At 28.9% G+C, this 25,601-nt stretch carries 22 protein-coding genes; 16 read left to right on the top strand and 6 right to left on the bottom strand.

The window, feature by feature from the left end; genetic code table 11:
- The 10 genes from nrfD (at position 1) to DZ65_RS0100180 (ending at position 11,204) form a co-directional block, all read left to right on the top strand.
- Positions 1 to 1,167 (top strand): NrfD/PsrC family molybdoenzyme membrane anchor subunit, encoded by a 1,167-nt coding sequence (gene nrfD, locus DZ65_RS0100225; RefSeq protein WP_024786706.1) that lies wholly within the window; start codon positions 1 to 3, stop codon positions 1,165 to 1,167.
- A complete protein-coding gene (locus DZ65_RS0100220) occupies positions 1,160 to 4,192 on the top strand; it encodes a molybdopterin dinucleotide binding domain-containing protein (protein ID WP_024791096.1) in 3,033 nt (1,010 codons plus the stop codon). The genes nrfD and DZ65_RS0100220 overlap by 8 nt, the downstream gene beginning before the upstream one ends.
- A 2-nt stretch (positions 4,193 to 4,194) precedes the next feature.
- Positions 4,195 to 5,442 carry an OprD family outer membrane porin gene (locus DZ65_RS10270; protein WP_024786704.1) on the top strand — a complete coding sequence of 416 codons (1,248 nt, stop codon included), beginning with the start codon at positions 4,195 to 4,197 and terminating at the stop codon, positions 5,440 to 5,442.
- 327 nt (positions 5,443 to 5,769) lie between these two features.
- Complete coding sequence (locus DZ65_RS0100210; RefSeq protein WP_024786703.1) at positions 5,770 to 6,216, top strand: PepSY domain-containing protein; 447 nt, start codon at positions 5,770 to 5,772, stop codon at positions 6,214 to 6,216.
- Positions 6,217 to 6,225: 9 nt separating this feature from the next.
- A complete protein-coding gene (locus tag DZ65_RS0100205) occupies positions 6,226 to 6,882 on the top strand; it encodes a response regulator transcription factor (RefSeq protein ID WP_024786702.1) in 657 nt (218 codons plus the stop codon).
- On the top strand, positions 6,872 to 8,170 hold the full coding sequence (locus DZ65_RS0100200) for a cell wall metabolism sensor histidine kinase WalK (protein ID WP_024786701.1): 1,299 nt from the start codon (positions 6,872 to 6,874) through the stop codon (positions 8,168 to 8,170). Before DZ65_RS0100205 ends, DZ65_RS0100200 begins: the two co-directional genes overlap by 11 nt.
- A gap of 78 nt (positions 8,171 to 8,248) precedes the next feature.
- On the top strand, positions 8,249 to 9,013 hold the full coding sequence (locus DZ65_RS0100195) for a membrane protein (RefSeq protein ID WP_024788971.1): 765 nt from the start codon (positions 8,249 to 8,251) through the stop codon (positions 9,011 to 9,013).
- An 18-nt stretch (positions 9,014 to 9,031) separates the two neighbouring features.
- The gene (locus tag DZ65_RS0100190; protein WP_024790464.1) at positions 9,032 to 9,940 is read left to right on the top strand and encodes an ABC transporter ATP-binding protein; all 909 of its coding nucleotides are present in this window, start codon (positions 9,032 to 9,034) and stop codon (positions 9,938 to 9,940) included.
- Positions 9,937 to 10,695 (top strand): ABC transporter permease, encoded by a 759-nt coding sequence (locus DZ65_RS0100185; RefSeq protein WP_024786698.1) that lies wholly within the window; start codon positions 9,937 to 9,939, stop codon positions 10,693 to 10,695. The genes DZ65_RS0100190 and DZ65_RS0100185 overlap by 4 nt, the downstream gene beginning before the upstream one ends.
- Positions 10,692 to 11,204: a hypothetical protein gene (locus DZ65_RS0100180; RefSeq protein ID WP_024788970.1), complete on the top strand. Its 513-nt coding sequence runs from the start codon at positions 10,692 to 10,694 to the stop codon at positions 11,202 to 11,204. Before DZ65_RS0100185 ends, DZ65_RS0100180 begins: the two co-directional genes overlap by 4 nt.
- A gap of 74 nt (positions 11,205 to 11,278) precedes the next feature.
- On the opposite strand, the gene DZ65_RS0100175 is transcribed toward DZ65_RS0100180, so the two are convergent.
- The 5 genes from DZ65_RS0100175 to DZ65_RS10260 form a co-directional block, all read right to left on the bottom strand.
- On the bottom strand, positions 11,279 to 12,340 hold the full coding sequence (locus DZ65_RS0100175; RefSeq protein ID WP_024786696.1) for a L,D-transpeptidase: 1,062 nt from the start codon (positions 12,338 to 12,340) through the stop codon (positions 11,279 to 11,281).
- A gap of 150 nt (positions 12,341 to 12,490) precedes the next feature.
- The gene (locus tag DZ65_RS0100165) at positions 12,491 to 13,381 is read right to left on the bottom strand and encodes a ChbG/HpnK family deacetylase (RefSeq protein WP_024786695.1); all 891 of its coding nucleotides are present in this window, start codon (positions 13,379 to 13,381) and stop codon (positions 12,491 to 12,493) included.
- Positions 13,378 to 13,932, bottom strand: coding sequence for an LssY C-terminal domain-containing protein (locus DZ65_RS10510; RefSeq protein WP_255327390.1), 555 nt, complete (start codon positions 13,930 to 13,932; stop codon positions 13,378 to 13,380). Before DZ65_RS10510 ends, DZ65_RS0100165 begins: the two co-directional genes overlap by 4 nt.
- 529 nt (positions 13,933 to 14,461) lie before the next feature.
- A complete protein-coding gene (locus DZ65_RS0100150) occupies positions 14,462 to 14,746 on the bottom strand; it encodes a DedA family protein (protein WP_024786692.1) in 285 nt (94 codons plus the stop codon).
- Entirely contained in the window at positions 14,743 to 16,533 is a 1,791-nt protein-coding gene (locus tag DZ65_RS10260) for a glycosyltransferase (protein WP_024786691.1), read from the bottom strand. The genes DZ65_RS0100150 and DZ65_RS10260 overlap by 4 nt, the downstream gene beginning before the upstream one ends.
- Before the next feature lie 117 nt (positions 16,534 to 16,650).
- Between DZ65_RS10260 and DZ65_RS0100140 the strand changes: the two genes are divergently transcribed.
- From DZ65_RS0100140 to DZ65_RS0100125, 4 genes are read left to right on the top strand one after another with little or no spacing between them, the layout of a single operon-like run.
- Positions 16,651 to 17,352, top strand: coding sequence for an EI24 domain-containing protein (locus DZ65_RS0100140; protein WP_024786690.1), 702 nt, complete (start codon positions 16,651 to 16,653; stop codon positions 17,350 to 17,352).
- A complete protein-coding gene (locus DZ65_RS0100135; RefSeq protein WP_024786689.1) occupies positions 17,330 to 18,574 on the top strand; it encodes a bifunctional DedA family/phosphatase PAP2 family protein in 1,245 nt (414 codons plus the stop codon). Before DZ65_RS0100140 ends, DZ65_RS0100135 begins: the two co-directional genes overlap by 23 nt.
- 55 nt (positions 18,575 to 18,629) lie before the next feature.
- On the top strand, positions 18,630 to 19,382 hold the full coding sequence (locus tag DZ65_RS0100130; RefSeq protein ID WP_024788967.1) for an inositol monophosphatase family protein: 753 nt from the start codon (positions 18,630 to 18,632) through the stop codon (positions 19,380 to 19,382).
- On the top strand, positions 19,382 to 20,962 hold the full coding sequence (locus DZ65_RS0100125) for a Na/Pi cotransporter family protein (RefSeq protein WP_024786688.1): 1,581 nt from the start codon (positions 19,382 to 19,384) through the stop codon (positions 20,960 to 20,962). Before DZ65_RS0100130 ends, DZ65_RS0100125 begins: the two co-directional genes overlap by 1 nt.
- On the opposite strand, the gene lolA is transcribed toward DZ65_RS0100125, so the two are convergent.
- Positions 20,946 to 21,434, bottom strand: a complete 489-nt coding sequence (gene lolA, locus DZ65_RS0100120) for a LolA-like outer membrane lipoprotein chaperone (RefSeq protein ID WP_024786687.1) — start codon at positions 21,432 to 21,434, stop codon at positions 20,946 to 20,948. The genes DZ65_RS0100125 and lolA overlap by 17 nt on opposite strands.
- An 89-nt stretch (positions 21,435 to 21,523) precedes the next feature.
- Here lolA and secA point away from each other — a divergent pair, with 89 nt between their 5' ends.
- On the top strand, positions 21,524 to 24,172 hold the full coding sequence (gene secA, locus DZ65_RS0100115; RefSeq protein ID WP_024790459.1) for a preprotein translocase subunit SecA: 2,649 nt from the start codon (positions 21,524 to 21,526) through the stop codon (positions 24,170 to 24,172).
- Positions 24,173 to 24,213: 41 nt separating this feature from the next.
- Positions 24,214 to 25,410, top strand: coding sequence for an ABC transporter permease (locus DZ65_RS0100110; protein ID WP_024786686.1), 1,197 nt, complete (start codon positions 24,214 to 24,216; stop codon positions 25,408 to 25,410).
- Positions 25,411 to 25,601: the final 191 nt, after the last annotated feature.

Raw genomic sequence — 25,601 nt, 5'->3', positions numbered from 1 at the left:
ATGGAAACACAAATAATAACCACATTAGCTTCAGTTACTCCTGACAGAGCTTGGGGGTTTGATATTCCTAACTATTTTTGGTTTACGAGTACTTCAGCCGCTGCTTTTATTATTTTTAGCTTGGCTATTGTATTTGGTATAAAAAAGTATCGTCCCATTGCCGGATTTTCATTGTTGATAGCATTTGCATTTATTGTGGCGGCTCCATTGAATCTTATTGATGATTTAAAGCAACCCGGCCGTTTGATAAATTTTTTCCTTTATGGATGGGGACACTTTCCTACATCACCAATGAAATGGGGAGTATTGATACTTATGTCTTATACTGGACTCATTATTTTAACAATACTGACATTTTATCGTCCATATTTTCTTAAAAGAATGGAAAACTCTGGTGCAGCAGGCAGAATGTTTTATAAAATTTTAACTTTGGGCAGAGTTTCACAAAACATAGATAATAAGGATAATAAGATTTTATATTTTCTTGCTGCTGCGGGTATTCCATTAGCTATGGCTTTGGAAATTTATACCGGCTATATTATAGGAGTTGTTCATGCTGTTCCATTATGGCATACGCCATTGATGCCTGTTTTATTTCTTACTTCTGCGCTGGTAGAAGGTATAGGCGTTTTGATTATTTTGTTAATAATTTTTCAAAAATTCTTTTCAGAGAAAATGAAAGTTGACAGAAAGATGATCGAAAGTCTTGCCAACCTTTTAGCCTGGTTTATTTTAATAGAACTTCTTGTACACGTATTTTGGTTAAGTTTTGCAATGCCGTTTAATGGATCAAACAAATATATACTTTTTAAATATTTTGATTTACATTTAAGCAAGGTAGTTGGCGAATATATTATATGTTATATTATACCTGCAATTATAGGATTAACTTTATTAAGAAAGTCACTATTTTTAGTTTCATTAGCAGCAATTGCTTCAGCTGTTGGAGGATGGATGTTTAGGGAAACTTTAGTCATAGGAGGACAAGAGCTACCAAAAACAGTGCCCGGATTTATGGAGTATATATCTCCAGTTTTTGGACCGGATAGCATAATGTCAGTTGCATCAAATTTTGCATTTGTTATTGCAGCGATTTCAATATTTGCAGTGATTTTTCCATGGGATGAAGAAATGAGAGATAGTTATAAAGGAGTGCAAAATGGATAAAAAAAGAAGAAATTTTTTAATTGGAACATCTGCTGTAGCAGCTTCTGCTTCTATTGTGGGCTATAAAAAGACTTTAAAACAAGCTGTGACAATGTCAACGGATGGTGAAAAAGCAAAAGATCCTATTTATGGAAATTCTTACAAGCCAGAGTACAGTTATGTAAATGATCAGTTCGTGCCTAATGATGATTTTAAAATCTGTCCCACGACTTGTATAGGTTGTGTAACTCAGTGCGGTGTTAGAGTAAAAATAGATAAAAAAACTGATAAAGTACTCAGAGTTTTTGGCAACCCTTATAATCTTCTCTCAAGTGATCCTTGGTTACCGTATAATACAAGTATAAAAGAAAGTTATGAAATATTGTCCCAAAATGGTAAATTTGAAAAATATAGATCCAATGTATGCGCCAGAGGTAATGCAGTCTTTGATAAAATAGATGATAAATTTAGAGTTTTAAAACCCTTAAAAAGAGTTGGAAAAAGGGGTGAAAACAAATGGAAAGAGATTGAAATTGAGCAACTTATAGATGAAATAGTAAATGGTGGTAATCTTTTTGGAGAAGGACATGTGAAGGGATTGAAAGATGTAAGAGACATTAAAACTCCTATCAATCCTGATGAGCCTGTATTTGGACCCAAATCAAACGGGTTATGTTTTATTGGCACTACTCATGAAGGAAGATTTAAAGTAGTTGTAAATAGATTTTTAAAATCTTTCGGTACCTGTAATTGGGCGGGTCATGGTGCAACTTGCGGTTTATCCATGAGAGCCGGAGAAGCAGCATATCTTGGTAATTTTAAAAAATATCCACATTTAAAGCCTGATTTTGAAAATACCGAGTATCTGCTTAGTATTGGAACACCTCCGGGGCAAGCAGGCAATCCTTTTAAAAGACAAGGTAAGCTTTTAGCTCGTGCTAGAAGTGAAGGCAATATAGACTATACTATAGTATCTCCGATGCAAGGCAATAGTGATATGATATCAGCCGGATCAAGAAGTCATTGGATACCTATAAAGCCCGGAACTGATTTGGCATTTGTAATGGGAGTTTTACAAATTATTATAAATAATAAAATGTATAATAAAAAATATCTATCTATGCCTTCAGCAAAAGCTATGAAAGCATTGAATGATGTTTCCTGGACAAATGCTGCACATTTAATAATTCAAGATAAAGATGGGTTTGGAAAAATACTAAAAGATGGCAAAATTCCTTTGGTTTTAGATGCAACTGACAATACTTTAAAATCTTCAAATGATGTGATTCAGGCAGTGCTTGATTTTAAAGGCAGTGTTGAATACAAAGGAAAAACATACAGTGTAAGAACTTCTTTTAATGAGTTAAAAGAAAATGTAAATGAATTAAGTTTGCAAGAGTATTCCAAAGAGTGCGGAGTTAGTATAGAAACTATGCAGGAAGTAGCGAAAAAACTTGTTACTCATGGCAGAAAAGCAAGTGTTGACTGTCATGGAGGCACAATGCATACTACAGGTTTTTATACAGCTTATGCTGTAATGTTGTTAGGTGCAATGGTGGGAAGCTTAAACTATAAAGGCGGAATGAGTGCAGGCGGAGGAGCTTATAAAGATTTTATAGGTAAAAAATATAATCTTTTTGCATATAAAGGAAAACCGAATATAAAAGCTACAAGAATAGATAGAGCAAGAATGTCATATGAAAAAACAAATGAGTATAAAAATAAATTAGCCAAAGGTGAAAATCCATATCCTGCAAAAGGGAATTGGTTTCCATTTACAAGCCAGCTTTCACATCATATATTAAATAATAGTGCCGAAGGTTATCCTTATAAGTTGGATGTATTAATAACTAATAGTTCTGACTTTTTATATGGGACAAGTGGTTCAGAAAGTAAAATGAAAGAGCTTTTAGCTGATCCAAAAAAATCTATTCCTCTTTTTATTGCAGTTGACCCATTTATAAATGACACATCCAAATATGCTGATTATATCGTGCCGGATTCTGTCCTTTATGAGACTTGGGGAATTGTGCATGTATGGAATGGTTATTTAACTAAATGTAATACGTTGAGGTTTCCTGTTGTAAAGCCAAAACAAGCTACTTTTAAAAACGGGGAACCAATAGAAATGATTAGCTTTATGATAGCTCTTGGTAAAAAGTTAAAACTTCCCGGTTTTGGAGAAAAAGCCATAAAAGGAAATGATGGTAACTGGTATCCGTTAAATAAAGCTGAGGATATATATTTAAGGGCGTTTGAAAATATTGCAATGGATGGTACACCAGTACCAGATGCAACTGATGAGGATATAAAGCTCAGTGGTATAGAAGATTATGTCCCTTCACTTAAAAGAATCTGTGGAAAAAACTGGAGAAAAACAGCATATGTGATGGCTAGAGGGGGAAGATATGAAGATGTAGAAGACAGTTATAAAGGTGAATTTCTCGCTCATCAATATAAAAAACCTGTACAAATATATAATGAAACAGTTGGTACTACAAGAAATTCACTAACAGGTGAAAGATATAGCGGAACTATCAAATTTTTTAAGCAAAGACAAGTTGGGGGAAAAACATATGACGAAATATATCCTAAAGACAAGTATCCGTTAACAGCTTTTTCTTTTAAATCAAATGTGTTGGCAACTCCTGATGCAAACAGCAATAATCTGGCCGAAATAAGATTTACAACATATATAGATCTAAATCCAAAAACTGCCAAAGAGTTTGGTCTGAATCTTGGTGATTTGGTAGAAGTTGCATCAGAATATGGAAAAGTAAAGGGATATCTGAGATACAGAAATGGGGTAATGCCTGGATGCATAGGTGTTGAACATGGCCTTGGAAGAGATGCTAGCGGAGCTGAAAATATTGTTATAAATGGCAAAACGATAAAAGCTATAATAAGAAGAAAAAGCGGTGTAGACATAAACAAGATTGGTCTTTTAGATCCGACTGCTGGTATGCAAACTGCAAGCGACTTTGTATGCGGTTCAAATGCAAGACATGCGATTCCAGTAAAAATAAAAAAAGTAAAAGGAGTATAAAAATGAAATTAAAAAATATAAGTTTAAGCTTAGTGGTTTTGGCAACATTGGCTATGAGTGCAAATGCGGGAGACTCTTTAAGTGATGCGTTTAAAAATGGAAAAATTAAAGGCCAGTTAAAAGCTATAAATTATAATGTAGATAAAGGCTCAAAAGGTAAAGAAAGTATTTTGAGTCTTGGTGTTATGCTAAATTATGTAACTGGTGATTTTTATGGATTTAGTGCCGGCTTTAGATTTCAAAGCAGTGATTCCCCTTGGGCTAGCTCAGAAGCAAAAAACTTTTATAAGGCAGATCTTTATGGTCCGGGAGCTGTCTTGGAAGAGGCTTATTTGAAATATAAATATAAAAAAAGTTCGCTTAAAATAGGAAGACAATTTATTCAAACTCCTCTTCTTGCAGGTAACGGTTCAAGAATAATCCACGAATCTTTTGAAGGTTATACTGCTACTACAAAAGAGTTGCCGAAAACTAAAATATTTGTCGGTTACGTTGATAAATATTTAACAAGAACAAACTTTAAAGGTGCAAATGGGGGAGGTGTAGGTAAATTCGATAAAAAGATTTTTATGTACGGAGCAAAATATAAGTATACTTTGGGTGATGGTATATGGACTGCATTAGTACAAAATCAAACTATAAAAGGTTTAAAACTAACAGGACAATATTTAAAAATAAAAAATGCAACCATAGCCAAAACAGGTGATAATATGGGTGATATCTCCGTAGCTCTTGCTCAAGCTGAATATAAATTTAAAGCAGCCGGTCTTGGTATGCTTGCAGGAATCCAATACGGCTCAAGTAATGTTGACAATGATAACAGTGTAAGTGGAGATCTTTTAGGATTTAAATTGGCGACAAAATACAATGGTTTTATTACAAGTTTAGGCTATACGATAGCCAATAAGGACAAAGGTATGGTCTCAGGTGTAGGTATTTCATCAAATTGGGCATACGCAGGTGACATCATAGGTCTTGAAAATTATCAAAAAGATGTAAATGCTTTATCTTTAAATTTAAAATATAAATTTGCTAAAAAAATAATGCTTTTGGGAAGATATACTGATTACATGGTAGGTTCAAACGGAACATTAAACGGTGGAAAAGATCTAAATGCTTATGATTTAATTGCTTCATATAAATTTAAAAATGTTCTAAAAGGTCTTGGAGTAAAATTCCACTTTGAAGATGTTGAATATGATAAAAATCCAGTTAAAAACTATAGATTATATTTGACTTATAATTTCTAAAACTTTCCGATTGTCTGTTTTTATGATATTAAAAGCAGACAATCAACTTCATACTAATAGCATTCATTATAATAATTTCTTGCTCTGGGGCTTTTAAATTTTTGAATAACCTCCTCTACTGAAGGAAAATATTTTAAAAGCTACTACTTTGAATGGAATAAGCCTTCATATTCTGTTTTTTTTAACGAAATTTAAAGATTCTATTAAATTAGTGCTAAATGATTCTTGTTTATAAGAAAAACTCAAATAAAAATTATTTTTTTATTTTTGATTTATTTAGAAGATATATAATTTGGCTGCAATAAAAAAAACATTAAAGGATTTGACATGAAAAAAAATTCATATTTTGTTAAAAGTATGGTAATATTAGGTTTAGTTGGAAGTGTAGCAATGGCGGGAGACATTGAAACAAATGATGATGGTGGAAAAGATGTAGTAATAAAAAGTTCCATTCAAATTGCAGGTTCAGAAATCAGTGAAAAAAAAGATGCAAAAATAGGTGCTTTAGATGTAGCTAAAAAAATTAAAAACAGTTTTCATAACGGTAAAATAACTGGTATTAAGCTTGAGGATATAGATGGAAACTTAGTGTATAAAGCAGAAGTTTTTAGTAATAATAAAACTACAGATATATATGTGGACTCAGGTAATGGTAAAATACTAAGTGTTGTTTCTGATAAAGTTGATGATTCTGATCAAATGGACAATAAAGAAAATATCAACAACAGTGACGAAAGTGAAAATGATAACGGAAATGACAATAATGACAATTAGGAAACAATAATGAAAATTTTAATTGTAGAGGATGATTTAAACATCCTCTCTTTATTAAAAGAACATTTAAAGGAGGAAGGCTTTATTATTGATATTGCGCAAAATGGAGCAGATGGTGAATATTTGGCAATACTAAATCAATATGATGTTATTATTTTAGATTGGATGCTGCCTGAAAAGAGCGGTATTGATGTTTTAAAAACATTAAGAGAAAAAAATATTACAACACCCGTTATAATGCTTACGGCAAAAGGTGATATTGAAGATAAAATAAAAGGATTGAAAACAGGTGCTGATGATTATTTGCCCAAACCTTTTAGCCTTCAGGAATTGCAGGCAAGAATAGAAGCTATTTATAGAAGAATGGTTTTAAACGGACAAAATATTATTAGCATAAAAGATATTGTTATTGATACAGATAAGAAAATTGTTAAAAAAAAATCTTCAATTATTGATTTGACGGCACAGGAATACGAACTTTTAATGTTACTTGTAAAAAGAAAAAACTCTTATGTTTCTAAAATGATGATAGAAGAATATTTATGGAATAATGAAAAAATTAATGAAAGTAATTTAGTACCTGTAATAATTTACCATTTAAGAAAAAAACTTGGTAAAAATTTTATAAAAAGTATAAAAGGTTTAGGTTATAAAATTGAAACATAAAAGTATAAAAATAAAAATACTGTTGTATTTTGGATTAGTTTCATTTATATTATTTACAATATTTACAATTTCTTTTTATATCCTTTTAAAACAAAAAAATATTTCAAATATCAAAAATGAATTATATACACAAGCATCAAAAATTGAAAACTCTGAAAACTATCAAAACAGAAAATTTAAATATCCTTTTTTAATTGTAAAAAACAATAAAGTAATTTATAAATTTGGGAAGTTTGAAATAAAAGATAAAATTTTGTTAACTCGTATAAAAAATAAAAAAAATTTTTTTGCCCTGCATACAAATGGTCATGAAGATGTGTTTTATGCTTTAAAAGATGATAACCGTTATATTTTAATTGCTAAGAATAATTTTGATGATAATATGGAAAGCTTTATCTCTATTTTAATTTTTCTTGAAGTGTTATTATTAATTCTTTTTATTTTTTTAGCAAATAATATTTTAAATAAAATTTTAAATCCTATAAAACAAATTAATAAAACAGTAAGAAAAATAAATATAAATAATTTGAATTCTTATATAAATTTTTCAAATAACGGTAAAGAAATAGATGAACTTGTTGATAATTTTAATAATATGATAGAAAGATTAAAAAACGGTATTGAAAGAATTGAAAAATTCAATAGCGATGTTTCTCATGAGCTTAAAACTCCTTTAACTGTAATTGATATGAGCATTGAATTAGCGTTAAAAAAAGAAAGAAACATTGAATATTATAAAAATACTTTAAAAACATTACAAACTGAAATACAAAAAATTGAAACGATAATTAACGAATTATTGTTAATAACAAAATATGACAAATATAGTGTAAAAAAAACATTTTCAATATGCGATTTTAACAGTATTTTACTTGATGTAATAGAAAAATATGCTTCAACAGCTCAAAGAAAAAATATAAATATTGAATTATTGAAGTTTGAAAAAATTGAAAAAGAAACAAATTGCTTTTTAATTAAAACTATTTTTAAAAATATTATTGATAATGCTGTTAAATATACTCCAAGTGGGAAAAATATTTACATTTCATTATATTTAAAAAATAAAAAAGTATATTTTATTGTTAAGGATGAAGGGATTGGAATACCTGGTGATAAAATAGATAAAATAACAGAAAGATTTTACAGAACTGATGAAAGCAGAAATAAAAAAATAGAAGGTTATGGACTCGGGCTTTCTATTGTTAAAAACTTCTTAAATTTAATTGACGGTAATCTTCAAATTGTTTCACAACTCAATAAAGGCACTATAGTAACAGTAATTTTATGAAAAAAATTATTATTTATTTTTGATTTATTTTACCCTTGTAAACTTTTATTGAAAATAATCTAATCAAGGAGTGAATAAATGAATAATGCAAGTACAACAATTAACAGAGTTGCCGGTTTAACGGTATTTTTCTGGATAGTTAAAATACTATCTACAACAGTTGGAGAGACTGTTGCTGATTTTGTTAATGTGGATTTAGGTGTTGGACTGGTAGGAACGACTATTTTAATGGGTGTTATTACAATAGGTTCTGTTATTTGGGATTTGAAATTAAAAAAATATTATGCACCTGCATACTGGTTTTTGATAGTTATGATGAGTATTGAAGGGACTTTAATCTCAGATTTACTTGTTGATGGATTAGGCGTTAGTTTAATTACGCTTGATGTGGTATTTACTATTGCTATGTTGGCAGGATTTTATTTGTGGTACAAAGAAGAAGGAACTCTTTCTATTCATAAAATCACAAATGACAGAAGAGAGATTTTTTACTGGCTTATAGTTCTTATAACTTTTGCACTTGGAACTGCTGTAGGCGATACTGTATCTGAACATTTAAATTTTGGTTACTTAAATTCTTTAATGTTATTTGGCGGTATTTTTGTATTGGCTGGTATTTTATTTTATATGAAAATGTTAGACGGTGTTACAGCATTTTGGCTTGCATTTATAGTTACAAGACCAGTTGGAGCATCATTAGGTGATTTATTAATTCAAGCACCGGTAGATGGAGGTTTTGGTATTAGTGCAGGAGTTGTAAATACTATATTCTTAAGCATTATCATAGCAGTAGTTGCTTATTTAACTGTTAGCAAAGTGGATGTAATACCGGCTGAGGATTAAAATATAAAAGGAAATATTATGGATGCAATCAATATTAGAAACTTACATAAATCTTACGGAATCAGTGAAGTTCTAAAAGGTTTAAATATGAGTATCAAGCAGGGTGAAATTTATGGTCTTCTTGGACCAAACGGAGCAGGTAAAAGTACACTCATTCGAGTAATTCTTGGCTTGCTTCCATATGAAAAAGGAGAGGTGTCTCTTTATGGAGAAACATTAGAAAAAAATATACATAAGTTAAGTAAGGAGATTAATGCATTACCTGAGTTTTTTGAAGCATATAACTGGATGAAAAATGTAGAGTATCTTCAGTTTTTTGCAGATTTATATGGTGTTGATACAAGCACTCAAAAAATAAAGAGCTTACTCGAAAGTGTCGGTCTTGATCCTGAAGATAATAAAATTGTTGGTGAATATTCTCAGGGAATGCGTAAAAGGCTGGGGCTTGCCAGGGCTTTAGTAAACAATCCTAAACTTCTTATTCTTGATGAACCGACCAATGGACTTGACCCAAAAGGCCGCAGAGAAATTCATAATCTGCTTTTAAAGATTAATTGTAACAACAAGACTACTGTTATACTTTCAACACATATATTGGATGATGTTGAGCGTTTATGTAATCGTATAGGAATTTTGGCTAATGGTGTTTTACAATATGAGGGTGCTTTACATGAGCGCACACAACAGAAGCACTATAGATTTCGTTATGAAATATCGGATGCGGATTTTAACCCCAAAGAGTGTGAAAGTGAAAATATTCATTTTATAAATAAAAAAGAGTCATGGATAGAATGTGAAATTAACAATATTACTCCTGATACCGCTTTAAAAAATTTATTAAGTAAAGGTATAAAAATCAATCAAGCAATTGCTTTGGAAGGTTCTTTGGAGTATCTTTATTTTAAAGTAACAGGGGGTGTAAAATGATGTCTTTTTCAAAAACTTTAATTAAAAAAGAGTTTGGGGAACTGTTTTTTTCAGTAAAGGGTCTTTTTTATTTCTTAGCGGTATCTGTTATACTGTCTCTCTTTTCTATACTTTTGGTTACCAATACGGAATTGAGTCTTTTAGACAATGCACAGGCATTATATATGATAAGCGGAATTGTACTGGCTTTAATGATGCTTATATCTTCCGTTTACGGCAGTGATGCTATTGCAGGTGAAAGAGAGCGCAGAACACTTGAAACATTACTAATAACCCCTATTGACGCTAAACAGATTATTCTTTCTAAGCTTGCTTTTTCATCATTTCTTTACTTTTTACTGTTTTTTATAGGATTACCATATTTTGTAGCTGTTGGAAGTAGCGGGCAAAATGTTGTGGTTGGACTTGTATATCTTTTTTTTATTGGTTGGATGCTTAGTATTATTTATACATCTGTTGCTATTTTAATATCTCAATTTATAAACAGTATGAAAAACAGTTTGATGATTATGCTTGCTATAGTGCTTATTTCATCTACTCCGTTACTTATTTCCCCGGTAATGAGAAAAGCAGGGCTTGGTAAAATTATGGATTATGTAAATCCGTTTGGTGATGCGATAAATATATTAGATTCTGTAATTATTGATAGTGAACCATTTTCTGTTCAGGCAATCCGAATGGGAATTATTCTAATATATGCAATTGTATCTATTGTTATTGTCGTTAAAACCACTAAAAAGGAGAGATTATTATGAAAAAAATTATTTTATTTCTTTTAATTATGTCATTTTCCCTGTATGCTCAAAGTGTTTCTATTGATTTTAAAGCGGAAAAATTGTCTAAAACATTACAAATGGGGGATAAACCAACATTTTATTCCACTATTACAAATAACTCAAAAAGTGAGCTAAAAGGTGTGGTTCTTTATTTATCATTGGTAAATTTAGATAAAGGGAAAGAACATCCTGTAGATTTGGAAGATTGGGCTGCACAAAAGGCTGTTCATATCTCCAGTTTACCTATTAAAGGGGTATATCAAACTAACTGGACTATTCGTTTGATTAATTCAGGTCATTACGGACTTTTTGTTACAGCTGTTTTGCCTGATAGCAACAAACCATTAACAAGTAGTATTGTGCATTTTTATGTAGCACCTAAAAAAACAGTTGTCCCATCAAGAATATTACCTGTAGCTATAGGTGTTCCTTTTATTATTATTTTTGTTATGATAATATTGTGGTGGCGCAGACGCAAAATCAAATAACTGCATTAAAAGCATTTTCAAAAATCGTTTCTCTTTGATGAATAAATCATTCTCAAAGAGAAACGAAATAAATATTATCTAAATTTTTTAATCAGTTTGATATTATCTTTTAATTTCAATGAAGAATCTATCACAATTACATATTTACCTTTTTTACCATCAATAATACCGCTTTTATTTAATATTTTGTCCAAATTAGAACTAATTCTAATACATCCCCTTGAAGCTTTGTGACCCAATAATTTAGTATCTATAGGATTTGTAGAATGTATTGCCAAATGCACTTCTCTAAAAATATGCGAATTATCATCTATAGGTATATTGTGTTTTCCCAAATAAAAAATTCTATTATTTTTTGCTCCATATTCTTGAAAATTTGTTTTATCTGTCTTCCAGTCACCTCTGAGATATTTTTTTCTATTGATAATCATAATGGGTGTTTGAAAATATCTGTCATTTCTGCTGTTTAATCTCGGATTTCCTGTTGATACTTTTGAAGAGCCTATATAGCTAATATTATTATATTTTTTGTTATAATTAAAAATAAAGGCTTTTTGAATTCCTCTATCTACCAAAAATATAAACTCTTTGTTTTTTAGGTATATTAATCTATCATTGATTAATTTTCTAATTATATTTCTATAAAAAAGAAAATTTTTATAAGATATAGAATGATATAAAAATTTAGAATGAATCAAATAATTTTTTAATTTTTTGGTTGTAAAATTTCTTAAATCAGGAATGTCATCATTTTTATTTGTAAAATTAATTTTTGATATCAAGTATATTGTTTTGGGTTTTAGAATTAATGGTTTATTATCTAATATATTTATATAAGAATGAAATCTATTATTCCAATTATATAGTCCTAAATTATGAAAGTTTTCTTTTACAAAAATAGTGTGAATATGTAAATAAGGAGCTTTTTTTGTATAATATGTTCTTATTTTTAAAATACTTTTATCCATTAAAACAGGCGATAAAAATTTTTCTACTACATAATCTTTGACTTTATAATGTTTTGACATTGTTTGTGAGTAATTAAATGCATGCAAGTTATTAAACGTAAAAGCCGGTATAAAAAGCGTTTTAATAAAGGTAAATTTTAATGAATTATTTTTGTTAATTAAATTCATTTTGCTATCATTTAAACAAAAATTTTTTATAAAATTTTATAGTTGCAAAATAAATTAAATATAAATTTTGTAATAAAAAACGTTAAAAAAGATGAAAAAGGAGTAATTATTTGTGAAGAAATTGTAAAAAATTTTCTAAAAGTAAATAAATTATAAATTGTATCTAAAGCTATTTACAAAAATTTGTAACTCTTTAGACAACAATAAATTTTTCTCTTTTTTTCTGTTTTTATGCAGATACCATTTTTTGAACTGATTCTCTTCAAATTCTTTCGCTTCTTCTTCTGAAATATATCCGGGATGAAGTAATATTTCTATATTATTGGAATTTTTTGCATTATTTATCTCTTTTTTGATAGTTTTCAGTTTCATATCTCCACAAAACAGGGTATTAACGAATTTATCATTATGTTTTATATTTTCTTTTTGAAATTTTTTAATCATTTTGTTTGATAATTTATTTAATAACAAAAATACAAAAACAGGTATTCCCAAATATTTTACCAAATCATCAAATGAACTAATAGATATTACGAAATCACTTTTGGGAACTCTTATATTTAAAATCTTTATATCCATTTCATTTTTTAATTCAATTAAAATATCTGTAATAAAAGGGATTGTGTGAAAATGCTGATGAGAATCAATATTTATATCTTTTGTATTTAGCTTTTGACAATACAATATTATCTGATTTTTAAACTCTTCTTTTATCTCCTCTTTTATAGCTTTTCTTTTATCTTCATTCCATAAAAAATAGTATTCAAAAAAAAGTCTTTGCCAACTTCTAAAAAAACATCCTTTGTTATCGGTTAAATAATGAAAATTTTGTTTTGAAAGCTGTTTGCCTTCTGTGATGTTTAGATGAAGCACTTTTCTGATGTTTTTATTTTTAATTAATTGCAGTGAATAATCTAATGCATCACTGTTTACAATAATACTTACAGAATTTAATACCCCCTCATCTATACATTTACATATAACTTCTGATATATGTTTTGTATTGCCATAGTCATCTGCGTGGATAAATATCTGTTTCATTTTATATTACACTCCAAAATTTTACCGTCTGTATAAAACATCTGCTCTTCACTTGCTTCATTGTCGCCTTTTATCTCTTTTATTTTGCATTTTGTCTGAATATATTTACAACTAACATTTAAATCTTTTCTTGATTTTAGATATTTATAGAAAAAATCCCTGCTTTTATCGATATTTTTAGATATTTTATGAATAGGAGTGAAAAAATAATGATAAAAAGTAAAATCATATCCGTTATCAAATGAAATTGTTGCATAATATTTTTTAAATGAACTGTTTTTATCTTTAAAAATCCAAAATCTTATATGCTCTCTTTTAGAAAGTGAATTACTTTTATACTGATAAGCAAAATTTTGAGACACACCTAAAAAATATAATGAACTTACTGGCGGTACTTTATCTTTTAAAAGATTAATATATTCTCTAAAAGAGATATGATTATGACCGAAAATATCGTTTTTTATCCAGTCATGATTTAGAATTTCACTTAAAGATAATTTAGAGATTAAAATAATATTTATAGGCTGTATTATATGTTTTGGATTATCAATGTAATATGTACCGAGATTTTTGCAAGATTTTATTTTTTTAAGTAATTTAGTATTATACGGATGGGGGTTGTAATGTGTTTTATGCGGCTGGTTAATAAAAAATATAAAAAAGAGAAAAGAAAAATAAATTATTGTGGAAATAATTAAAAAAACTGTAGAATGTGTTGTTAAATATTTGATTAAATATTTTTATGTTTTTTTAAATTATGAAAAAATTTTATTTTTTTTAAATAATAAAATAATAACAGACAAATCAATAAGATAAAAACAACAAATATAAAATATCCTGAAACAAAGCTCAGAATTTTTTCAAAATGTCTGCCGAAAAGATAGCCTATTATAATAAACTGGCCTATACCTATTATCACTCCTGCTGTTTCAAAAGGAAGAAATTTTTTATAATCAAGTTTATAAACACCTAAAATAAAAGGCGTCACCCATGAAAGAGGTCCTAAAAGCCTTCCTATAAATGCACTGAAAGCTCCATAACGCCTAAATATTTTGAGACCTTTTTTATAATTTTTTTTGTTTATAAAATATTTAAAAAGTATAACTGCATTCCATATTTTCTGCCTAAAAAATAGCTTATATTATCTCCAACTATCCCTCCAAGATATAAAACAAATGTTACAATCCAGATATTTAGTATTCCCATTCCGGCCAAAATTGCGCCGCTTAAAAAAACAATTTCTCCGTAAATAAAAAACGAAAAACCTATAACGGTCTCAAGCATAGAACCGAAAAATAAAATAAAATACGCTATTTCTTTGTATTCAATTAATATTTTTATAAAATGATTTATTAATTCGCTCATCTGTAAATTGTATATTCTTTATTTCTTTTTTTGCTTTTAGGCATAACTGCCTGTAAAATCCATTCAAAAACAGTTTTAAAATATCCGTTTTTTATAAAACGTCTTGTTGATGAATAAACTTTATCTGTATTTACAAAGAAAAAATCACCGTAGATCAATAAATATTTTATAAATTTTAAATCTTCGGAAAAATTAAGTTCTTCATCAAACCCGATTTTTTTAGCAATATCGCTTTTTGCAATTTGAATAGAATATGAAGTTTTAGTAAATTTATGAAAAATGTCAAAAATTTTAAACCATAATTTATCATAAATTGAATTACTATCAGACGGTTTTATTGAAGTGGTTCCTATATAATAAGGTTTATTACTGTTTTTATTTAAAAAATTATTAAGCTCATTTAAAAAATCTTTTTCAAAATATGTGTCGCAGTCTAAAAAAATAACATAATCGCTGTTTTGAGAAATATGTTTCAAACCTTCGTTTTTTGCAATAGATATGCCTTTTTTGCTTTTATAAACTTTAAATTTATTATTTTTTTGTTCGTATTCTTTTAAAAGTTTATAGCTGTTATCTGTTGAGCCGTTTTCAACTGCAATAATTTCGTAATTTTCATATTCAATTTCTGATAATTTTTCAAAAACTTTTGGCAGATATTTTTCTTCATTATGCACTGGGATAATAATTGAAAAAAAATTTTTTTTAAAATACGATTTAACGGTTTTATCTATTAAATTAATGGCTTCTTTTGTTTTTGATGGAAAATCAAAAGGTTTTATGTTTTGAGTCTGTGCGTCAAGTTCTGTTAAATCAAAATTATCTTCATCTCCAATAACAAAATATCCTTTATGTTTATGATATCTGGCCAGATATTCCTGTTCGGATGAGTTTTTTGTAGGAAACAGAATTGCTTTTTTTTCAATTTCAACCAAATCCATAATAGTTGTATAGCCTGTTCTTGAAATTATTTTTTTAGCTCTGTTGAAAAGTTCAAGTCTAAGTTCTTTAGTTACATTTGGATAAATTGTTATATTATGCTCTTTTATTTGTCTAATTTCATTTTTTGTAAGATCACCTAAAACAAAAACCTTTTTACCTTCAAGTTTTTTAGCTTCTTCAATAAGTTTTGATATAAAATGTTCTTTTTTCTCTAACAGATATCCGCTTATAACAAACAGATAGTCTATGTCTTTTTCCAAGTCCATTTTTTTATAAGAAGAGAGTATACCTATGTATTTATGATTAAAAAATTTGGTTAGATAATTGTGGGAAAGTCTGCCGGCTAATGAAAATTTGATATCTTCAAAATCAGGTATAAAAACTGTATTAAAATTCCTGAAATATAAAATATTACCTATATCACTTAAAAATTTAAAATATTTAAAAAAATTATCAACTGCAAATGATATTTGATGAGAAAGTAAAAACGATGGTATTTCTTTTGAATAAATTCCGTATCTTCCGTCACTGAAAATAAAATCATAATTTTGCGAAGAGGTTTTTACAAAATTGTTTTCTTTTTTTATTATTAAATTTGTTTTTATCAAATCTTGTATTAAATAAAGGTAATAACAAATTCCATCACCTCTTTCAAGCGGAGGGTAATCCTCAATTTCAATAAAATTAATATTATTATATTCTTTTAGTTCCTCTTTTAAGAAATTCAAAGCATTTGCATAGCTTATAATATCAATTTTATACTCTTTTGCAAAATGTTTTATAACAGGAAGTGTTCTTGTTGCATGTCCAAGTCCAAGTGAACTTATTGCAAAAAGCGCTTTTTTCATTTTTTACCTTTTTTTTGTTTATTATAAATAGAGCCAATGAAATGATAATGAAAAAAATTTCATTTTCATTTCAGTATAAACTATTAATATTTTAAAAATAAGGTACAAAGGAGATTTATGATTGAAATATTTATAAAATCTATAAAAGATTTGTTTGATAAAAAAATATTATTAACTTCGCTTATTCCAATAATTATTGCGGCATTTTTTTGGGGAGTTGTGTTTTTTGTGTTTCACACTCAAATACATAATTTTATACTTTTTATAATTTCTCATATTCCTTTTATAGGAACTAATAATTTTATAGCCAATTTGGTTGAAGCAATAGGTGGAATACTGCTTTATTATGAGCTTTTAATTATAACATCTGTTATGATTGCAGGTATTATAGCAGATAAAATTGTTGAGAGAATAAATGAAAAATATTATCATCTAAAAACAAACGGCTTTGGAAGATTTATAGGAAGTGTTGTTGTTTCATTAAAATATAATATTATATTTATTATATTGTTTATTATTGCACTGCCTTTAATGTTTGTACCTGGATTAAATATGTTGGTACATCTTATTTTATGGGTAATTTTAATTAAAGAACCCCTTTTTTATGATTCACTAGCGATGATAGCTGATAAAAAAGAATATTTTACTATTAAAAAAAGATATAAATTTTCTATTTTGGTTTTATCATTTATTTTGGCTGCTTTATTTTTAATTCCCCTTTTTGGTGTTTTTGTTTATATTATCCAATTAATTTTATTTACACATTTCAATTTAAATAAATTAAAGGAAATCAGAAATGAATCTGCATCAGCTTATTGAACAATTTTTTAATTACATGTCTGTTTTCCCAAAAGATACAGTTAATTTAATACTGCTTAGTGTTTTATTTGTCGGTTCAATTATTGAATCCCTGCCGGTTTTGGGAATGTTTTTTCCAATGGAAACTTATACTGTTATTTTAGGGATTTTCGCATACAAAGGGATTGTAGATTTAAAAATAGCTATTTTAACTGCATTTTTAGGCTTGCTTATAGGTGATATAATAGGGTTTTATTTAGGCAGGAAATTAGGAGAAGAATATATAAAAAGTCATGCTAAAAAATTAAAAATTACACCCCAAAAATATAACAAAATAAAATTTTTAATAAACGATAATTTAATTAAAGCCCTCTTTATAGGAAGGACTACCAGTATAACCCGCTGGATTGTCCCATTTTTAGCCGGTGCAAATAAGGCTAATTTTAAAAAATTTGTTCTTGCAAATATTTTAACAGGAGTTTTCTGGGCGTCTGTTTTTATTTTGGGCGGATATTTCTTAGGCGATATATTTGAAATTTATGGAAAATATTTCGGTCTTGGGGTTTTAGCCGCCACAATTATTGCTTATTTTATATATAAATTTTACAAACATTATCAAAAATTTTTTCAAAAAGAAGATACAAAACTTTTAATTTTAAACATTTTCGGGCTTTATCTTTTTTTTAAAATGCTTGAAGATGTAACCGATTTGGAATTAATTACAAAATGGGATTTTTACATAAGTTCACATATTCATGAAATTTACAATCCTTTACTTAATAAAATAATGATTTTTATAACATCTCTTGATAATCCTTTGGAAGTTACGATGATTATAATTTTAATAGTTTTATTTTTAATTTTTAAAAAATTATATTATAAAGCTTTGTTCTTTATTTCGTCAGTTTCAGGTGCGGCGGTATTATTTGAAATTATTAAAAATATAGTAAAAAGACCGAGGCCCCCGCATTATTTAATAGAAGTAGGAGGTTATTCTTTCCCATCAGGTCACGCCACATTAAGTACAGCACTTGCTTTTAGTTTATATTTAATTTTTAAAGATAAAGTGAATAAAAAAATACTGCTTATTTTGTGTATAATTTATCCTCTGTTAATTTCATTTACAAGAGTTTATTTAAATGTTCATTATCTAAGTGATGTAATAGCAGGAATTGGACTTGGGCTTTTTTGGGTCAGTTTAATGGCAATGGTTTTTAAATTGGTAATGAATAAATTAAAATAAGTAATATTTTTAAGTTTTATAGTAAAAACTGTATAATTTCTTAAAAAGGTTTCTTATGGAAAAATTTATTCAAATAATAAAAGAGGCGGGAGAGATATTTAAAAAAGGGTTTTATTCGGCTAAAGAAGTAAGTCTAAAAGGTAAAAAAGATTTAGTTACAAATTACGATATAAAAATAGAAGAGTTTTTAAAAGAAAAATTTTCAAAATTTAATTATTCCATTATTGCGGAAGAATCGACAAAAGAAGAGTTTAACAATTCAATAATAATAGATCCGATTGACGGAACTACCAATTTTTTTCATCAAATTCCTCACTGTGCAATAAGTGTGGGCGTTTATGAAGAAAAAAAACCAAGATTCGGTATTGTTTATAATCCTGTTTTGGATGAACTTTTTTATGCCGAGGCTGGAGGCGGCGCATATAAAAACGGTAAAAAAATAGAAGTCAGTAAATTCAGTGATTTTGGGAGGGCATTGATTGCAACAGGTTTTCCATATTCGGGTGCTGAAAACAGGGATGATTTAAACTGGGTGATTGAAAAACTCTCAAAAATTTTGCCAAAATGCCAGGATATTAGACGATTTGGAAGTGCGGCTTTAGATTTATGTTATGTGGCTGAAGGGAAATTTGACGGATATTATGAAACAAATCTGAAGCCCTGGGATGTAAGTGCAGGGATTATTATTTTAAGTGAAGCCGGAGGCAAGGTTAGTAATGAAAAAGGAAGCGAATATAATATGTTTGAAGATAAATGCATAATTGCAAGTAATGGAATTATTCATATAAAATTTTTAAAGTATTTCTGATGCTTCAGGCTCTGGCAGGTCTTGGACTTTTTTTATTCGGAATATATCTGTTTGAAGATATTTTAAGAAAACTTTCATCAAAATCCTTTAAAGAAATTATTAATAAACTCACAGGCGGTAAAATAAAAGCGTTTTTTTCTTCAATATTTTTTACAGCTCTTTTTCAAAGCTCGTCTTTTATAACTTTAATAATTCTTTCTTTAATCGGTGTCGGGTTAATTAATCTGGAAAATGCTGTTGCAGTGATTTTCGGGGCGAATATAGGGACGACATTTACAGCATGGATAGTTGCTGTTTTTGGATTTGAAGTTAATTTAACACCTCTTTTTTATTTTTTTATTGGTCTTGGCGGATTTAGTATTTTGATAGAAAATGAAAAAATAAAAAGAATTTTGCTTTTAGTGTTTGCTGTAGGACTTTTGTTTTACGGACTTGAAATTATGAAAGATGCAATGGAGGGTTTTTCTAAAAATATTGATATAAACGAATTTAAGAATTATCCTTTAATTGTTTTTTTACTGGTCGGTTTTATAATAACAGGAATTATTCAATCAAGTTCTGCTTCTATTGCAATAATCCAGAGTGCGCTTTTTAGCGGTGTGGTTGATTTTAAAATGGCAGCCGCTTTTGTAATAGGTGCGAATATTGGTACTACTGTTACCGCTGTAATAGGTTCTATTGAAGGAAATTCAGATAAAAAAAGGCTTGCTTTAGCTCATGTTTTATTTAATATAAGTGTAGGGGTGGTTGCTTTTATTTTTATTAAATATCTGGTTGAAATTACCCTTTATTTTACGAACGGGCTGGACAATGTTTTAAAAATAGCATTTTTTCATACGTTATTTAATGTTTTGGGCGTAATTATATGGTTTCCTTTTATTGATTTTTATTCAAAATTACTTAAAAAAATAATAAAAGATAAAAAAAGAAGTGTTGTTAAGTATATAAATGCAGTTGACATTAATATTTTAAATTTAGCTCTCGACGCTTTGAACAAAGAAATAAACAGGCTTGCCAAAAAAGTCAGCAATTTCGCTCTTCTTGCGATATTTGTCCCTCCTTCTAAAACAGATAAGTCTATAGATAAAATTTTAGAAGAAAACAGCGAATTAATTGATGTCGATTTTAATAAACTGTATAATGAAATCAGGGAAATAGAAGGGGAAATTTATAAATTTATATCACAGCTGAATCAGGATGAAAATATTGTAAAACTGTTTAAAAAAACAATGTATCTAGCTACCGCTGTAAAATCCATAAAAGATATGCTGGGAGATATTGAAAAAATTTATGAAGAAGAAGGGCTTGAAGAATTTTTACAAAATATTAGATATCAGATTTTAAAAGCCACAATTTTATTCAGAAAATATTTAAACGGGGAAAATGTGTATGAGGAAATAGAAAATATATATGACCAGATTGCCAAATCATATAAAAGGGCAAGCGATATAATCAAACTGATTTCCAAAACTTCAAAAGTAAGTGCCGAAATTAACGCAATAATGATAAATATGCTGCATTTATCCAAAAGTTACATTAAATCGCTTAGGAATATAATGCTTCTTAATTCTGATAAATAAAATCAATATCTTTTGGAAAATTAAGCGGTGGAATAGAAATGTTTTTATTTGTTTTTTTAAAATAAATTTCAACCTTGTTTCCGATATCATCCGTATACCATGCTTTTTTAAGAGTTTTATCATAAATAAAATATATCTCTTTTTTGTTATTAATTGCAACATATAAATTTTTATCAAGTTTTTTAGCATTTTTTAATATCTTAAAAAGATTTAATTTCGCTTTTTTTGAAATAGTAACCTGCATTAAATCAGGCTCATAAATATAAACTTTATCTTTAATCCATATCTCTTTAATATTAGGATATGTGTATTTCCAGTAAATTTCATTGTTTTTAAGTATAACTATTCCTTTATAAGTCAGTTTTTTGTCTTTAGAATATATATACTGGGTGAATTTGGCTTTAAATTCTTTTGGTAAATTTAAGGAAAATAAATTACAAATTAATAAAAAAGAGATAAAAATGTATTTCATAAAAACACCTTTAATTTTTCACTTTTCATTTTTAACTTTTCACTTAAGAATATGTTATTATAACAAAAAACTTTGCAAAGGCTTTTTTAATGGTAAAACATGTGTTCAGGAAAATATTCGGTACAAAAAACGACAGGGAACTAAAAAAATATTTTAAAAGAGTAAAAGATATAAATGCATTAGAAGATAAATATCAAAAGATGAGTGATGAAGAAATAAAAAACGAATTTAATAAAATAAGAGAAAATGCGTTAAAAGAGGTGGAAAAAGAAGATAAAAATATTGTGCTTGATAAATATTTAAATGATGTATTTGCAATGGTGCGGGAGGCAAGTAAAAGAGTACTTAATATGAGACATTTCGATGTGCAGCTTGTAGGGGGAATGGTATTGCATGAAGGAAGAATTGCCGAAATGAAAACAGGGGAGGGTAAAACCCTTGTGGCCACTCTTCCCGTTGTGCTTAATGCAATGCTTGGAAGGGGAGTTCATGTGGTAACCGTAAATGATTATCTGGCAAAAAGGGACGCCACCCAGATGGGAGAGCTTTATTCATTTTTCGGATTAACTACAGGTGTTGTAATTTCAGGAATGGAGGAAAGTGAAAGAAAAAAGGCCTATGAATGTGATGTTACTTACGGCACCAATTCGGAATTCGGATTTGATTATTTAAGAGACAATATGGCTTTTGATATAAACGATAAAGTCCAAAGAGGACATTTTTATGCCATAGTGGATGAGGTTGATTCCATTTTAATCGATGAGGCAAGAACCCCTCTTATTATTTCAGGACCGGCTAATAAAAGGGTTGAAGATTATTTAAAAGCAGACGAGGTTGCCAAAAAAATGGTAAAAGATAAGCATTTTAAAGTTGATGAAAAAGACAAGGTTGTATTACTTACGGAAGAGGGAATAAGGGAAGCTGAGAGACTTTTCGGAGTGGAAAATTTATATACTCCTGAGAATGCCATTCTGGCCCATCATCTTGACCAGGCCCTAAAGGCTAATTATCTTTTTCAAAACGGAAAAGATTATATTGTAAGAAAAGGCGAGGTGTTAATAGTTGACGAATTTACAGGAAGAATTGCCGAAGGCAGAAGATTTAGCGAAGGGCTTCATCAGGCTCTTGAAGCAAAAGAGGGTGTGGAAATACAGGAAGAATCACAAACATTTGCGGAAACCACATATCAAAATTATTTCAGGCTTTATGAAAAACTGGCAGGCATGACAGGAACAGCCCAGACAGAAGCCACCGAGTTTATAGAAATTTACGGACTTGAGGTTATTTCAATACCGACTAATATGCCGGTAATCAGAAAAGATTTAAACGATTTGGTTTATAAAACGGCAGAAGAAAAATTTGAATCCGTTGTAAAAACAATAAAAAAACTTCATACAAAAGGTCAGCCCGTACTTGTAGGAACTACAAGCGTAGAAAAGAGCGAATATTTAAGCAGGCTCTTGAAAAAAGAAAAAATACCTCATACTGTGCTTAATGCAAAACATCATGAAAAAGAAGCTGAAATTATTGCACAGGCAGGTAGAAAGGGGGCCGTTACCGTTGCTACAAATATGGCAGGTAGGGGAGTTGATATCAAAATAGACGATGAGGTGAAAAAACTCGGAGGATTATATATTATAGGCACCGAAAGACATGAAAGCAGAAGAATTGACAATCAGCTCAGAGGCCGTTCAGGACGTCAGGGAGACCCGGGGGCAAGCCAGTTTTATCTTTCACTTGAAGATGATTTACTTAGAATTTTCGGAAGTGACAGAATAAAAAGAATTATGGAAAGACTCGGTATTGAGAGAGGTGAGCATATTGACAGCAAATTAGTCTCCCGTGCCATAGAAAATGCTCAGAAAAAAGTTGAAAGTATGCATTTTGAAGCAAGAAAGCACATTTTAAAATATGATGATGTCGCAAATGAACAGAGAAAAGTTATTTATAAATTCAGAGACCAGATACTTGATACAAATTTTGATATTGAAAATAAAATAAAAGAAATGAGAGAGGATTTTGTAGAATATATTTTAAATGAGAGTGAAGTTTTTCCGGAAATGCAGGAAGACGACATCAATTATGAAAATTTGATTTCTCATTTGAAAGAATATACGGGAATTGATTTTTCTTTGGAAGAGCTTAAAAATAAAGATTATGATTCATTAAAAAATTATATAACAGAAAAACTACAAAACAAATTCGAAGAAAAATTTAAAGAAGCAAGCAAAGAAGACAGGCAAAGGATTTTAAGACAGGTATTACTTCAGGTACTTGATGAAAGCTGGAGAGACCATTTATATATGATGGATATATTAAAAACAGGAATAGGGCTTAGAGGATATAATCAAAAAGATCCTCTTGTTGAATATAAAAAAGAGAGTTTTACCTTGTTTGAAGAATTAATTCAAAGAATAAAAGTTGAAAGTTCCAAATTACTGCACAATCTTCAAATTGAATACCAAATGCCTGAAATTGACCCTGATATCGCAGAATTTATAAAAGCAGTGGAAGGTAAAAAGGTTGAAGATATTTTAAATAAAATACCTGAAATACCTGAAAATATGGAAGAAAAAGATGTTGATGAAATATTAAACGAATTAGATGAAGAGACCAAAAAACTTAAAGCTGAATTTGAGGCCAAACAGGCTAAAAAAAAGGTAAAAAGAAATGACCCCTGCCCCTGCGGAAGCGGTAAAAAATATAAAGACTGCTGTGGAAAAAGCCCGAGATTTTAAATAGTGAGTAGTGAGTGGTGAGTAGTGAGTGGTGAGAGAAAGTGAATAAAAAATTTGTTAATTTTATAATTAAAAGATATTTAAGATTTGATAAAAAGCATCCTTTTATATATATAAGTTTTATTTTAGCTTTTCTTGGGATTTTAACAGGTGTTGCGACTTTAATGATAGCTATGGGGATTATGAACGGAATGGACAGGGAGTTTGAAAAAAAACTGAAAGTTATGAATTATCCCATAACCGTTTATTCATCATTAGTGAATGTTGATGATTCAACATTAAAACTTTTAAAAAAACACTTTCCTGAGTTTAAATATTCCCCATATATCGAAACATCGGCAGTTGTTCAAAACGGTAGCAATTTAAACGGGGTGCTTCTTTATGGTGTGGATTTTAAAAAAGAAGCAAATATTAATTATATTTTTAAAAATGCTATAAATGGAATTGATAAAACAGGACTTTTTGATGTAGTACTTGGAAAAAGGCTTTTTTCTGACCTTGGTATAAGTAAAGGTGAAAAAATTATAATGATTTTTTCAAAAATAACTCCTATGGGTTTTGGAATATCTCCGATTATAAAAAAAGTTAAAGTAATATCTTATTTTAACAGCGGCCTTGTGGCATATGACAAAGGAATTGCTTATATGAATATAGAAGGTCTTAAAAGAATATTACATCAGAATTTTTACAGTGGCATTCATATTTATTCTCCAAACCCTTTTAAGGATATAGAGAAAATAAAAAAAATCTTGCCTCCCGGAATCGGTATAATAGGTTGGTGGCAACAAAATGGGAATTTTTTTGCAGCTTTAAAAATGGAAAAAAGAGCTTTGTTTTTAGTGTTAATGCTTATAATTATTGTGGCTTCACTTAATATTATCAGTTCACTTCTTATGATGATTATGAGTAAAAGAAAAGAAATTGCTTTAATGATGAGTCTGGGTGCCGGAAAAAAAGAGATTAAAGCTGTTTTTTTAAGACTTGGACTTATTGTAGGGCTTATAGGTATAATAAGCGGGGCTTTGGTAGGAGGAGTTGGTATTTGGGTTTTGAAGACATTTGATATAATCAAACTTCCGGCAGATGTTTACGGGGTCAGTAAATTACCGATTAATCTCAGTTTTACAGATTTTAATTTGATTATTTTTGGAGCTTTTGTAATTGTCCTTTTTGCATCATTTTATCCTGCGCTTAAGGCCAGTAAAACCGATGTGCTTGAAACATTAAGATATGAATAAAGTTTGGGCACTGACTAAATAACGAAAAAATAAAAATATGACAGCGTAGCGGAATTTAGCAAAATTTTGCGTTTAAAAAATTGCACTCAACCCGTCAGGGCGCTTGCGTTTGCAATTTTTAGCAAAATTTGAGCGGTGCATTAGCAAAATGAAGCTCTGAAGCTGTTATATTTTTAGCTTTGTAGTTATTC

Source organism: Lebetimonas sp. JS032 (assembly GCF_000523315.1).
Taxonomy (GTDB): domain Bacteria; phylum Campylobacterota; class Campylobacteria; order Campylobacterales; family Nautiliaceae; genus Lebetimonas.
The sequence above is the reverse complement of the archived record's forward strand: the minus strand, read 5'-3'. Positions and strand labels throughout refer to the sequence as shown.

Coding starts and splice junctions, on each gene's coding strand:
- nrfD (WP_024786706.1), top strand. CDS start 1: ATGGAAACACAAATAATAACCACATTAGCTTCAGTTACTCCTGACAGA.
- DZ65_RS0100220 (WP_024791096.1), top strand. CDS start 1,160: ATGGATAAAAAAAGAAGAAATTTTTTAATTGGAACATCTGCTGTAGCA.
- DZ65_RS10270 (WP_024786704.1), top strand. CDS start 4,195: ATGAAATTAAAAAATATAAGTTTAAGCTTAGTGGTTTTGGCAACATTG.
- DZ65_RS0100210 (WP_024786703.1), top strand. CDS start 5,770: ATGAAAAAAAATTCATATTTTGTTAAAAGTATGGTAATATTAGGTTTA.
- DZ65_RS0100205 (WP_024786702.1), top strand. CDS start 6,226: ATGAAAATTTTAATTGTAGAGGATGATTTAAACATCCTCTCTTTATTA.
- DZ65_RS0100195 (WP_024788971.1), top strand. CDS start 8,249: ATGAATAATGCAAGTACAACAATTAACAGAGTTGCCGGTTTAACGGTA.
- DZ65_RS0100190 (WP_024790464.1), top strand. CDS start 9,032: ATGGATGCAATCAATATTAGAAACTTACATAAATCTTACGGAATCAGT.
- DZ65_RS0100185 (WP_024786698.1), top strand. CDS start 9,937: ATGATGTCTTTTTCAAAAACTTTAATTAAAAAAGAGTTTGGGGAACTG.
- DZ65_RS0100180 (WP_024788970.1), top strand. CDS start 10,692: ATGAAAAAAATTATTTTATTTCTTTTAATTATGTCATTTTCCCTGTAT.
- DZ65_RS0100175 (WP_024786696.1), bottom strand. CDS start 12,340: ATGAATTTAATTAACAAAAATAATTCATTAAAATTTACCTTTATTAAA.
- DZ65_RS0100165 (WP_024786695.1), bottom strand. CDS start 13,381: ATGAAACAGATATTTATCCACGCAGATGACTATGGCAATACAAAACAT.
- DZ65_RS0100150 (WP_024786692.1), bottom strand. CDS start 14,746: ATGAGCGAATTAATAAATCATTTTATAAAAATATTAATTGAATACAAA.
- DZ65_RS10260 (WP_024786691.1), bottom strand. CDS start 16,533: ATGAAAAAAGCGCTTTTTGCAATAAGTTCACTTGGACTTGGACATGCA.
- DZ65_RS0100140 (WP_024786690.1), top strand. CDS start 16,651: ATGATTGAAATATTTATAAAATCTATAAAAGATTTGTTTGATAAAAAA.
- DZ65_RS0100135 (WP_024786689.1), top strand. CDS start 17,330: ATGAATCTGCATCAGCTTATTGAACAATTTTTTAATTACATGTCTGTT.
- DZ65_RS0100130 (WP_024788967.1), top strand. CDS start 18,630: ATGGAAAAATTTATTCAAATAATAAAAGAGGCGGGAGAGATATTTAAA.
- DZ65_RS0100125 (WP_024786688.1), top strand. CDS start 19,382: ATGCTTCAGGCTCTGGCAGGTCTTGGACTTTTTTTATTCGGAATATAT.
- lolA (WP_024786687.1), bottom strand. CDS start 21,434: ATGAAATACATTTTTATCTCTTTTTTATTAATTTGTAATTTATTTTCC.
- secA (WP_024790459.1), top strand. CDS start 21,524: ATGGTAAAACATGTGTTCAGGAAAATATTCGGTACAAAAAACGACAGG.